Here is a 12,366-nt window from a genome sequence, read left to right as displayed (position 1 = left end):
CCGAGAGGGCGCACGACGATGAGCGAGCAGCAGGATTCCACCGGCAGTTCCACGGACGCGGACGTGGCGGTGCTCGGCGGTGGCGTGATGGGGGAGACGCTGCTGGCTGCGCTCCTGGCGTCCGACTGGTCGGCGGAGAACGTCGAGGTCACCGAGCACTCGCGTGTTCGCGCCGACGAGCTCGCCGGACGGTACTCGGTGCGCACGGGAGCGGGCAACGCAGCGGCCGCGGCACGTGCCGACGTCGTCCTCATCGCGGTGAAGCCGCAGGTCGTCGGCGCCGTGCTCGACGAGATCGCGCCGAGCCTGCGCGGCGGCACCCTCGTCGTGAGCGTGGCGGCGGGGCTGCCGCTGTCGTTCTACGAGCAGCGCCTGCCCGCCGGGACGCCGGTCGTGCGGGTCATGCCCAACACTCCGGCCGTCGTGGGCAAGGGCGCGTCCGCGATCGCGGCGGGCTCGTCCGCGACCGACGGCCACCTGGTGCTCGTCGAGAAGATCCTGGCGTCCACCGGTCTGGTGGTGCGGGTCGCGGAGAAGGACCTCGACGCGGTCACGGCCATCTCGGGCTCCGGCCCGGCCTACGCCTTCTACCTGATCGACGCGATGGCCGAGGCCGGGGTGCTGCTGGGCCTGCCGCGCGACCTCGCGACGCGCCTGGCAGCCGCGACGGTCGAGGGCTCGGGGGCGCTCGCGGTCCAGGGCGAGCACCCGGCGATCCTGCGCGAACGCGTCTCCTCCCCGGGCGGGACCACGGTGGCCGCGGTGCGCGAGCTCGACGCGCACGGGGTGCGTGCCGGCGTCGTCGCCGCCGCGGTGGCCGCCGCGGACCGATCGCGCGAGCTCGGCTCGCAGTACGCGGGCTGACGACGATGAACGCCGCGGCGCGGCCCCCGGCCATGAGCGACGTCGCGCAGCACGCGGGCGTCTCCCACCAGACCGTGTCCCGGGTGCTGAACGGGCACCCCAGCGTGCGCGAGGAGACGCGCGAGCGGGTCCTCGAGGCGATCGCGACGCTCGGCTACCGCCGCAACAGCGCCGCCCGGGCGCTCGTGACGCGACGCTCGGACACGCTCGGCGTCGTCACGCCGGCCACCGCGCTGTACGGGCCGACCAGCACGCTCGTCGGCTTCGAGGAGGCTGCGCGCGAGGCCGGCTGGTACGTCTCGGTCGCGACCGTGCGGACGTTCGACGGCAAGTCGATGCGCACCGCCGTCGAGCACTTCCTGGACCAGGGCGTCGACGGCATCGTCGTCATCGCCCCGACCGCCGAGGTGGCGCGCGCGGTGGCGGGCATCGACTCGCCGGTCCCGGTCGTGATGATCTCGTCGGCCCCGGACGTGCCGACCAGCGGCCACGTGCACCTCGTCGGCGTCGACCAGCGCATGGGCGCACGGTTGGCGACGCGCCACCTGCTGGAACAGGGGCACGACTCCGTCCTGCACGTCGCCGGTCCGCAGGACTGGTTCGACGCGCGCGACCGCCTGGCCGGCTGGCGCGACGAGTGCGCGGCCGCGGGCATCGAGACCGCGTCGCCGCTGGTGTCCGGCTGGCGCGCCGACGACGGCTACGCGCTGGGTCGCATGCTCGTCGCCGAGGGTGTGCCGTCGGCGATCTTCGCGGCCAACGACCAGCTGGCCCTGGGCCTGGAGCACGCCTTCTGGGAGGCGGGCGTCCGCGTGGGGCAGGACGTCGCGCTCGTCGGGTTCGACGACGAGACCGGGGCTGCCCACTACACGCCGCCGCTGACGACCGTCCGGCAGGACTTCGGCAAGCTGGGCCGCATGGCGATCACGATCCTCAAGGACCTGATCGACGGCGAGAGCGTGGAGCACCGTCTGCTCCCGCCCGAGCTCGTGGTCCGCGCGAGCTCCGTCCGCGCCTGATCACCGCGGCCCACCGGAGGATTCCGAGGAACTCGTGCGTCTGACGCGCCGAAAGCTCGGAATCCCGTGGAGGCGATGTACAAGCCCCACGTGTTAGCGCTAACATTCGAGCCACGGGACACTGATGTCCCGGACGTGACGTGCGAAGGGGCGCGATGAGCCAGGAGCAGGACCGGACCGCCGTGTCCGACGATCGGACTATGGTCGCCGACGGGGGAGCGGTGCTCGGCATCGAGCTGGGCTCGACGCGGATCAAGGCCGCGCTCGTCGGGCCGGGGGCGCGCCCCCTCGCATCGGGCAGCCACACCTGGGAGAACCAGCTCGTGGACGGGCGCTGGACGTACGCGCTCGACGACGTGTGGTCGGGGCTGCAGGCGTGCGTCGCGGACCTGCTCGACGACTGCGAGCGCCGGTACGGCGTGCGGCCGACGACGTTCGCGGCCATGGGCGTGTCCGCGATGATGCACGGCTACCTGGCCTTCGACGCCGCCGGCGAGCTGCTGGTGCCGTTCCGCACCTGGCGCAACACCAGCACGGGCCGGGCGGCCGCGGAGCTGAGCGACGCGCTCACGTACAACATCCCCTTGCGTTGGTCGGTGGCCCACCTCTACCAGGCGGTGCTGGACGACGAGGAGCACGTCGACCGGATCGCGTCGATCACGACGCTCGCCGGCTACGTCCATCGGCGGCTCACGGGCCGCGACGTGCTGGGCGTCGGTGACGCGTCGGGCGTCTTCCCCGTCGACCCCGCGACGCGGACCTACGACGCCGCCCGGCTGGCGACCGCCGATGACCTCGTCGGGCGTGCCCGCCCCGGTCTGAGCCTGTCCGGCCTTCTGCCACAGGTGCTCGTCGCAGGCCAGGACGCCGGCACGCTGACCGACGAGGGTGCCGCGCTGCTGGATCCCAGCGGAACCCTGCGCGCAGGGGTGCCGACGTGCCCGCCCGAGGGCGACGCGGGAACGGGCATGGTCGCGACCGCGTCGGTGGCGCCGCGCACAGCCAACGTCAGCGTCGGGACCAGCATCTTCGCGATGGTCGTGCTCGAGAAGCCGCTCGGCGGCGTGCACGAGGAGCTGGACCTGGTCACGACGCCCGCGGGCGACCTCGTCGCGATGGTGCACTGCAACAACGGTGCCAGCGAGCTGGGCGAGTGGGCGGGGGTTTTCGGCGAGCTGGCGGCGGCGGTCGGGTCCACGGCGTCGCCCGACGACGTCTTCGGCGCGCTCCTGCACGCCGCGCTCGACGGCGAGCCCGACGCGGGCGGCCTGCTGGCCTACAACTACCTGTCCGGCGAGCCGATCACGGGCCTCGAGCACGGGCGCCCGCTCGTCGTGCGCACGCCCGACAGCCGCCTGACGCTCGCCAACTTCGTGCGCGCGCAGGTGTTCTCCGCGTTCGCGACGCTCAGCCTGGGCATGCGCGTGCTGACGGACGAGGGTGTCGAGGTGGACGCGATGTTCGCGCACGGCGGCCTGTTCCGCACGGCCGGGCCGGCCCAGCGCCTGCTCGCCGCGGCGCTCGGGGCGCCCGTCGCCGTCGGCAGCGCGGCGGGGGAGGGCGGGCCGTGGGGGATGGCCGTGCTGGCCGGGTACCTGGCGGCGGCCGACGAGGTCGATCTGGGCACCTACCTGACCGACCGCGTCTTCGCGGGCGCGCGGCTCGACGTCGTGGAGCCGGATGCCGCTGACGCCAAGGGTTTCACCACGTTCCTCGAGCGGTACGCCGACGGTCTCGTCGTCGAGCGCGCCGCCACGGACGCGGTCTGAGGGAAAGTGCATCGTGATGAGTCTTGAGACAGCAGGGATTCCCGAGCACCTGCGCGACGAGGTCGCGCGGACCCGTGACGTCGTCGCGCGCCTGCACGCCGAGCTGCCCCGCTGGGGCCTGGTGGTGTGGACGGCCGGCAACGTCTCGCAGCGCGTGGCCGGGACCGACCTGTTCGTCATCAAGCCGTCGGGCGTGACGTACGACGAGCTGACGCCCGAGTCGATGGTCGTGTGCGACCTGGACGGCAACCTCGTCGACGGGACGCGAGCACCCTCGAGCGACACGGCCGCGCACGCCTACGTGTACCGGCACATGCCCGAGGTGGGCGGCGTGGTGCACACGCACTCGACGTACGCGACCGCGTGGGCCGCGCGCGCGGAGCCCGTACCGTGCGTGCTGACGATGATGGCCGACGAGTTCGGCGGCGACATCCCGATCGGGCCGTTCGCGCTGATCGGCGACGACTCCATCGGCCGCGGCATCGTCGAGACCCTGCGCTCGTCGCGCAGCCCCGCCGTGCTCATGCGCAACCACGGCCCGTTCACCATCGGCGCCGACGCGAAGGCGGCGGTCAAGGCTGCGGTGATGGTCGAGGAGGTCGCGCGGACCGTGCACATCTCCCGCCAGCTCGGGGACCCGCTGCCCATCGCGCAGCACCACGTCGACTCGCTGTACGCGAGGTACCAGAACGTCTACGGACAGTCATCGAGCCTGGGCGACGACGCCCCGGCGACCAAGGAGGAGCACGCGTGAGCAAGCCGTACGCCGACCGTGAGGTCTGGTTCTTCACCGGCAGCCAGGACCTGTACGGCGAGGAGACGCTGCGCCAGGTGGCGGAGCAGTCGCAGGAGGTCGCGCGCGCGCTCGACGCCTCGTCCGACGTGCCGGTGAGCATCGTCTGGAAGCCCGTCCTGAAGGACTCCGACTCGATCCGCCGCGCCATGCTGGACGCCAACGCGGACGACCGCGTGCTGGGCGTCATCACGTGGATGCACACGTTCAGCCCGGCCAAGATGTGGATCGCGGGCCTGTCCGCGCTCGACAAGCCGCTGCTGCACCTGCACACGCAGGCCAACGTCGAGCTGCCGTGGGCGGACATCGACTTCGACTTCATGAACCTCAACCAGGCCGCGCACGGCGACCGCGAGTACGCCTACATCGCCTCGCGCATGGGCGTCGCCCGGACCACGGTGGCCGGCCACGTGAGCAACCCCGCGGTGACCGCGCGCGTCGGCACGTGGGTGCGGGCGTCTGCGGGCCTGACGGCGACGCGCTCGCTGCGGCTGGCCCGGTTCGGCGACAACATGCGCAACGTCGCGGTCACCGAGGGCGACAAGACCGAGGCCGAGGTGCGGTTCGGCGTCTCGGTGAACACGTGGGGCGTCAACGACCTGGTCGCGGCCATCGCGCAGGTCTCCGACGCCGAGGTCGACGTGCTGGTCAAGGAGTACGAGGACCTCTACGACGTGGTGCCCGAGCTGCGGGCCGGCGGCGACCGGCACGAGTCGCTGCGCTACGCCGCCCGTCAGGAGGTCGCGCTGCTCGCGCTGCTGGGCGACCTGGGCGCGAAGGCCTTCACGACGAACTTCGAGGACCTGGGCGACCTGCGCCAGCTGCCCGGCCTGGCCGTGCAGCGCCTGATGTCGGCGGGCTACGGGTTCGGCGCCGAGGGCGACTGGAAGACGGCCGTCCTGGTGCGCGCCGCCAAGGTGATGGGCGCCGGCCTGCCCGGCGGCGCCTCGCTCATGGAGGACTACACCTACGACCTGACGCCGGGCGACGAGGTGATCCTGGGCGCCCACATGCTCGAGATCTGTCCGTCGCTGACCACGTCCACCCCACGCGTCGAGATCCACCCGCTGGGCATCGGCGGCAAGGAGGATCCGGTGCGCATGGTGTTCGACGCCGATCCTGGCGTGGGCGTCGTCGTCTCGCTGGCCGACATGCGCGAACGCTTCCGCCTGACGGCCAACGTCGTCGACATCGTCCCGCCGCGTGCGGCGCTGCCGAACCTGCCCGTCGCGCGGGCCGTGTGGAAGCCGCGCCCGGACTTCCCGACGAGCGCGGAGGCCTGGCTCACCGCCGGCGGCGCGCACCACACCGTGCTGTCCACGGCGGCCGGTGTGGACGCGTTCGAGATCTTCGCCGACCTGACCCGCTCCGAGCTGCTGGTCATCGACGAGAGCACCACGGCCCGCGGCTTCCGCGACCAGATCCGCTGGAACCAGGCCTACCACCGCCTGGCCCAGGGCTTCTGACCCCACCAGCACACGTCCTGCGCCCGCGCGCGCGGCCCGTATCCGCGCGCCCGTGAGTTCGAGGCTTGCGTGCGACTTCGACCGTTCCTGGGCTCGAAGTCGCGTGCAAGCCTCGAACTCGTTGGAGATGGGACGGGAGGGGCGGGTGGCTCGGGGTGCGGGGGTGGTCACGGTGTGGCATCGGTGGCGTCCGAGTCCGTACAGGGGGTTGACGAGTGCGCTGTTAGCGCTAACATCAGTCTACGAGAGCCCCCACTGATCCTGAGATCACCTGAAGCACGGCTTTCGAACCGGTTCGACGATGAGGCGGAAACAATGAGCACGATCGGCGACGTCGCCAAGCAGGCGGGGGTCTCCCGCAGCACGGTGTCGTACGCGCTGTCCGGCAAGCGGGCGATCTCCGACGAGACCCGCACCCGGATCGAGGCGGCGATCAACGAGCTCGGCTTCACGCCCAACGCCGGCGCCCGGGCGCTCAAGACGGCGCAGACGATGGTGCTGGGGCTGCTGCTGCAGTTCCACCCCGACGAGTTCGCGCCCGCCATGCTCCAGTACGTCCTGCCGGTGTCGGAGGCCGCCCGCGAGGAGGGCTACGACATCCTCATGGTCACCGACCCCGACGGTCCGCGCGGCATCCGCCGCATCGCCGACTCCGACATGGTCGACGGCATCGTGCTGCTGGACGTCACGGCCCAGGACCCGCGGCTCGACGCGCTGCGTGCCACCCGCAAGCCCGCCGCCCTTATCGGGCTCCCGCGCGACACGGCCGGGCTCGACGTCATCGACCTGGACTTCGGCGAGGCGGCCCGCATCCTCGTCGACCACCTGCAGGAGCTCGGCCACCGCGAGATCGTCCTGATCTGCCCGCCGCACCACGTGGTCGAGCGCGGCGGCTCGTACGTCTGGCGGTTCCGCGACAGCGCCATCGAGCGTGCGGCGCGCTACGGCCTGCAGATCCACCCGTACTACGGCGAGTCGCGCCAGCCGGCCATCCGGCACAGCGTCGACGCGATCCTGGACGCGCACCCGAAGGCCACGGCGCTCGTCGTGCACAACGACGCGACGATCGCCGCGCTGCCCGCCATCCTGCGCGAGCGCGGCGTGGACGTCCCCACCGACCTGAGCGTCGTCAGCCTCTACTCGCGCGACTTCGGCGAGGAGTTCTCGCTGCCGTTCACGGCGGTCGAGTCGGCGGCCGACGTGCTGGGCCGCAGCGCCGTGACCCAGCTGGTCCGCCGCATCACCAGGTCCCCGGACGCGGGCGCACCCGTCGTCCGGTTCGTCCCACCCGTCCTCACCGACAGGGGGAGCACCCAGCACCCCCGCAGGTAACGGCGGCGGTCCTGGACGACGTCCGGCTTTCGAACCGGTTCGCCACCCGTTCGGACCAGTCCTGCTCCGTTTCACGACCCACCCAGAAGTTGCCCGACGAAGAAGTCCCGACACAGCAGATTCAGAGAGGAACCACCTGTGTTCACCACCCAGCGCACCCTGCGGATCCTGAGCCTCACCGCCGCCGCAGCCCTCGCCACCACGCTCGCCGCCTGCAGCAGCGACGACGACGCCACTCCCAGCAGCTCCGACGGCGCGTCCGCCGGCGGCAAGACGCTCACCACGCTGAACATCTGGGACCCGTACCCCCAGTACGACGACAGCTCCGACTGGGCCACCTACGTCCAGAGCTGCGCGCCGTCGGGCGTGACGGTCAAGCGCACGTCGGCCGCCACGGCCGACCTGCTCAACAACCTCACCACCGCAGTCAAGGCGGGCAACGCGCCCGACGTGATCCTGCTCGACAACCCGGCCGTCCCGGACGCCGCGTCGGCGGGCCTGCTCGCCCCGGCCGACGAGGTCGGCATCGACACGAGCGGCTTCGACGCCAACCTGGCCGGCCCCGGCACGGTGGACGGCACGACGTACGGCGTCCCGATCGGCGCCAACACGCTCGGGCTGTACTACAACGAGGACATCCTCAAGGACGCGGGCGTCGACCCGGCGAGCATCACCAGCTGGGACACGCTCAACGCGGCGCTCGAGAAGGTCACCAAGGCCGGCCACAAGGGCATCACGTTCTCCGGCATCGCCGGCGAGGAGGGCGTCTTCCAGTTCCAGCCGTGGTTCTGGGGCGCGGGCGCCGACCTCAAGGACATCGGCTCCGACCAGGCCGTCGCCGCCGGTCAGCTGGTCTCCGACTGGATCGGCAAGGGCTACGCACCCAAGTCGGCCGCCACGGACAACCAGTCGGCGTCGTGGGACCTGTTCCTGACGGGCGACTACGCGTTCGCGGAGAACGGCTCGTGGTTCGCGCAGGCCGCGGCCAAGCTGACGGACTTCAAGGCCGTCGCGATGGCGCTCCCGGGCAAGGACGGCGGCGCCGCCCCGGTCCCGACCGGCGGTGAGTTCGTCCTGGCCCCGCTGCAGAAGGACGACGCGGACGCGCACTACGCCAACGCGAAGAAGGTCATCGACTGCCTCGTCGGCGCGGAGAACCAGGTCAAGACGGCCGGCATGCTCGGTTACTTCGCGGCCAACAAGGACGAGCGCGCCAAGCAGATCGCGGCCGACCCGGTGTGGGCCCCGTGGGCGTCGGCCATCGAGGCCGCCCAGGGCCGCACCTCGGAGCTCGGTGCCGACTACACCGCGGCGTCCGCCCAGCTCTCCACGGCCCTGCAGGGCGCGCTGAACGCGGCCGGCGACTCGGCCAAGGTCAAGGACGCCTTCACGCAGGCGGCGCAGAGCTGACCCAGCGCTGACCAGCGCTGACCGGCGGCCCGGGCGCCTCAGCCCGGGCCGCCGCCAGCCGGCACACGCCGCACAGGCAAGGAACGACGAACGGTGACACTCGTGGGAATCCAGACTCCAGCACCCGTGCCGACGGCGGATGCCGCGGTGGCGGCGGCCGCGGGGCGACCCGAGCCGCAGCGGCGGCGGAGGCGCGTCCAGCCGACGACCTGGGCAGGCCTCGCCTTCGCGGCACCCCTGCTCGTCTACCTGGTCGTGTTCTACGCCTACCCGCTGTACGAGAACGTCTCGATGAGCCTGCACCGGTACACGCGCGCGACGTACGTGACCGGCGAGGCGCCGTTCGTCGGCCTGGACATCTACCGCGAGGTGATCGGCTCGTCGCAGTTCTGGACGATCGTGTGGCAGACGACCGTCTTCGTCGTCGCCTCGCTGCTCTTCCAGTACTCGTTCGGGCTCGGGCTCGCGGTGTTCTTCCGTCGGGCGTTCCCGCTCTCGGCGGTGCTGCGCGGGCTGTTCCTGGTCCCGTGGCTGCTGCCGATCATCGTCTCGGCCACCACGTGGCAGTGGATGATGGACGCCGACTCGGGCATCATCAACCGCTTCCTCGGGGTCTTCGGGATCGACCCGGTGTGGTGGCTCAGTGCCGACCACTCGCTGACCGCGGTCATCATCGCCAACATCTGGCTCGGCATCCCGTTCAACCTGGTGATCCTCTACTCGGGGCTGCAGAACATCCCGACGGAGATGTACGAGGCGGCCTCGCTGGACGGTGCCGGTGCCTGGCGGCAGTTCTGGTCGATCACCTTCCCGCTGCTCAAGCCGGTCTCCGCGATCACGCTGCTGCTGGGCTTCGTCTACACGCTCAAGGTCGTGGACATCATCTGGATCATGACGCAGGGCACGGGCAAGTCCCAGACCCTGGCGACGTGGGCGTACGCGATGGCCTTCGGCAAGGGCACGTCCGCAACCATCAAGTACTCCGAGGCGTCCGCGGTCGGCTCGATCCTGCTGCTCGTGGCGCTGGTCATGGGCATCGTCTACCTCGTCGTCCAGCGCCGTCAGGAGGACTGACCCATGGACCGTGTGCAGCGCTCCTGGTGGAAGACGACGATCGGCGTCGTCCTCACCGCGATCATGCTGTTCCCCGTCTACTGGATGGTGAACGTCTCCCTGACGTCCCGCGGGTCCATCCGCGACGGCGACCTGTGGCCGAAGGACTTCACTCTCGACCACTACCGCGTGGTGCTGGGCGACCAGCTCCCGTACCTGGGTACGAGCCTGCTGGTGGGCCTGGGGACGGTGGCCCTGACGCTGGTCGTCTCCGCGCCGGCCGGGTACGCGTTGTCCCGTCTGCTCAAGCCGGGTCGGCGCGTGCTGAGCTTCGTGCTCATCGTCGCGCAGATGATCCCGGCCGTCGTGATGGCGCTCGGTTTCTACCAGATCTACTCCGACCTTGGGATCCTCGACACCGTGCCGGGCCTGATCCTGGCCGACTCGACGATCGCCGTGCCGTTCGCGGTCATGCTGTTCTCCGCGTTCATGGCCGGCATCCCGCGCGAGCTGCTGCAGGCGGCGCAGATCGACGGCGCGTCCTTCTGGCGCACGTTCCGGTCGGTCGTCCTGCCGGTGTCGCGCAACTCCGCGGTCACGGTCGCCCTGTTCGCGTTCCTGTGGGCGTGGTCGGACTTCCTGTTCGCCTCGACCCTCAACCGTGGTGGCGGCAACCTGCGCCCGATCACCATGGGCATCTACGACTACATCGGCTCCCAGAACCAGGAGTGGGGCCCGATGATGGCGACCGCCGTCCTCGCGTCGGTCCCCACCGCCATCCTGCTGGTCGTCGCCCAGCGCTACGTCGCCGCCGGGGTCACCGCCGGCGCAGTGAAGGACTGACCCATGACGCCCTCGAGCGCCTCCGCCCTGCCCACGTTCGACGTCCGCGAGATCCCGTTCTCGGTGCGCGGCTCGTGGCTCAACCTGTCGCCCGTCGTCGCGCTGCACACGCACGCGGACGCCGTCCACCTGGTCTCGCACCGCAACGGCATGCACGCGGTGCTGCGCTGTGAGGTCGTCGGGGCTCCCGACGACGTCACGTGGCACGCCGACGCCGCGACGTTCACCTGGCGCTCCGGCGCCGGGACGGTCACGGCGGTCTTCGACGGCTTGCGGACGCTGCGCCTGCGCGGCGAGGGACTGGGTCTGCGGCTCGCCGACGCGGCCGGCGGACTGACGCCGTTCACCGGCACCTACCTGTTTACCGACGCGGTCGACGGCAGCGCCGTGTTCACGTCGTACGAGACGGGACGCCGCTACCGCGCGGTCGCGCTGTCAGGTCGCCTGGACGTCGAGGGCGACGAGGCGCTGGGCGTGGCCGACCGCGCGGTCGTGCTGGGCGCGGACGGCCAGCCGTGGGAGGCGACGCTCGAGGAGATCGACGCCGCCGCGCAGCCGTTCGCGGTGACGCGCTCGTTCGACGAGGTCGTCGCCGCGGTGGCCGCCGAGCTCACGGCCTACGTCGACCGCATCGCGCCGTGGCGCACGGATGCGACGCCCGCAGCCGAGCTCGCGGCCTATGTGCTGTGGTCCGCGACCGTGGCGGCCGAGGGCCTGGCCACGCGCGAGTCGGTGCTCATGTCGATGCACTGGATGGACAAGCTCTGGAGCTGGGACCACTGCTTCAACGCGCTCGCGCTCGCGGCCGGTGAGCCCGATGCGGCCCTCGACCAGCTGCTGGCCCCGTTCGACCACCAGGACGCGACGGGTGCGCTGCCGGACTCCATCACGCACTCCGAGGTCCTCTACAACTACGTGAAGCCGCCCATCCACGGCTGGGCGCTGCGCCGCCTGCGGGCCCGCGCCGGCCGGCCGCTCACGCGCGCAGAGCTCACCGAGATCCACGACCGCCTGGTCCGTTGGTCCAGGTTCTGGCTCGAGCGCCGCCGCGTACCGGGGCACGCGTTGCCGTACTACCAGCACGGCAACGACAGCGGGTGGGACAACTCGACGACGTTCGACGTGGACCGGGTCGTCGAGTCGCCCGACCTGGCCGGGTTCCTGGCCGTGCAGCTCGAGGTGCTGGCGGACCTGGCCGACGAGCTGGGCCTGCCGTCGCAGGAATGGCGGACGCAGGGCGACGCGCTCGTGACGGCGCTGCTCGACGAGCTGTGGACCGGCAAGGAGCTGGTGGCCGTCGGCGCCCGCAGCGGCCGGGCGAGCACGGCCACGAGCCTGCTCAACCTGCTGCCGCTGGTGCTCGGCGAGCGGCTGCCGGCCGACGTCCGGGAGGTCCTGGGCGCGCGGCTCGAGCAGCACCTCACCGACTTCGGCCCCGCCACCGAGCCCGTCGACTCGCCGCACTACGAGGACGACGGCTACTGGCGCGGACCCATCTGGGCGCCGTCGACCGCCCTGATCGAGGACGGTCTGCGCACCAGCGGTCTCACGGACCTGGCTGACACCGTCAGCGCGCGCTTCCGCGCGCTGTGCGAGCGGTCCGGGTTCGCCGAGAACTTCGACGCCCGCACGGGCGCCGGGCTGCGCGACCGCGCCTACACCTGGACGGCCGCGGTGTACCTCCTGATGGCCGCGGACGCGGTCGCCAGGGCCTGACGAGGACTGACGAGGACGGCGGGGCGCCCGAAGCAAGACGCTCCGCCGATGTGAACGCTCACACGAGCGTTGGACGCGACGCCGAGGCGCCGCACGGACCG

Annotated in this window: 10 protein-coding genes; all 10 read left to right on the top strand. The window is 71.8% G+C overall.

What is annotated here, in order from left to right; genetic code table 11:
* Window positions 1-18: 18 nt before the first annotated feature.
* The gene (gene proC, locus IC607_RS00755; protein WP_191785091.1) at window positions 19-864 is read left to right on the top strand and encodes a pyrroline-5-carboxylate reductase; all 846 of its coding nucleotides are present in this window, start codon (window positions 19-21) and stop codon (window positions 862-864) included.
* 32 nt (window positions 865-896) lie between these two features.
* Window positions 897-1,883 (top strand): LacI family DNA-binding transcriptional regulator, encoded by a 987-nt coding sequence (locus tag IC607_RS00750; RefSeq protein ID WP_191785090.1) that lies wholly within the window; start codon window positions 897-899, stop codon window positions 1,881-1,883.
* Window positions 1,884-2,038: 155 nt separating this feature from the next.
* The gene (locus IC607_RS00745) at window positions 2,039-3,652 is read left to right on the top strand and encodes a xylulokinase (RefSeq protein WP_191785089.1); all 1,614 of its coding nucleotides are present in this window, start codon (window positions 2,039-2,041) and stop codon (window positions 3,650-3,652) included.
* A gap of 16 nt (window positions 3,653-3,668) precedes the next feature.
* A complete protein-coding gene (locus tag IC607_RS00740; RefSeq protein WP_191785088.1) occupies window positions 3,669-4,406 on the top strand; it encodes an L-ribulose-5-phosphate 4-epimerase in 738 nt (245 codons plus the stop codon).
* Window positions 4,403-5,911 (top strand): L-arabinose isomerase, encoded by a 1,509-nt coding sequence (gene araA / locus IC607_RS00735; RefSeq protein ID WP_191785087.1) that lies wholly within the window; start codon window positions 4,403-4,405, stop codon window positions 5,909-5,911. Before IC607_RS00740 ends, araA begins: the two co-directional genes overlap by 4 nt.
* 315 nt (window positions 5,912-6,226) lie before the next feature.
* Window positions 6,227-7,243, top strand: coding sequence for a LacI family DNA-binding transcriptional regulator (locus IC607_RS00730; RefSeq protein WP_191785086.1), 1,017 nt, complete (start codon window positions 6,227-6,229; stop codon window positions 7,241-7,243).
* 138 nt (window positions 7,244-7,381) lie between these two features.
* Window positions 7,382-8,653: an extracellular solute-binding protein gene (locus IC607_RS00725; RefSeq protein WP_191785085.1), complete on the top strand. Its 1,272-nt coding sequence runs from the start codon at window positions 7,382-7,384 to the stop codon at window positions 8,651-8,653.
* A gap of 102 nt (window positions 8,654-8,755) precedes the next feature.
* Window positions 8,756-9,727: a carbohydrate ABC transporter permease gene (locus IC607_RS00720; protein ID WP_370525931.1), complete on the top strand. Its 972-nt coding sequence runs from the start codon at window positions 8,756-8,758 to the stop codon at window positions 9,725-9,727.
* Between the two features lie 3 nt (window positions 9,728-9,730).
* On the top strand, window positions 9,731-10,549 hold the full coding sequence (locus IC607_RS00715; protein ID WP_191785084.1) for a carbohydrate ABC transporter permease: 819 nt from the start codon (window positions 9,731-9,733) through the stop codon (window positions 10,547-10,549).
* Window positions 10,550-10,552: 3 nt separating this feature from the next.
* Window positions 10,553-12,265, top strand: a complete 1,713-nt coding sequence (locus tag IC607_RS00710; RefSeq protein ID WP_191785083.1) for an amylo-alpha-1,6-glucosidase — start codon at window positions 10,553-10,555, stop codon at window positions 12,263-12,265.
* The last annotated feature ends 101 nt before the right edge of the window (window positions 12,266-12,366 follow it).

The organism is Cellulomonas sp. JH27-2, from assembly GCF_014837175.1.
Taxonomy (GTDB): domain Bacteria; phylum Actinomycetota; class Actinomycetes; order Actinomycetales; family Cellulomonadaceae; genus Cellulomonas.
Note: the sequence above shows the minus strand (reverse complement) of the source record. Positions and strands in the feature narration are given on the sequence as shown.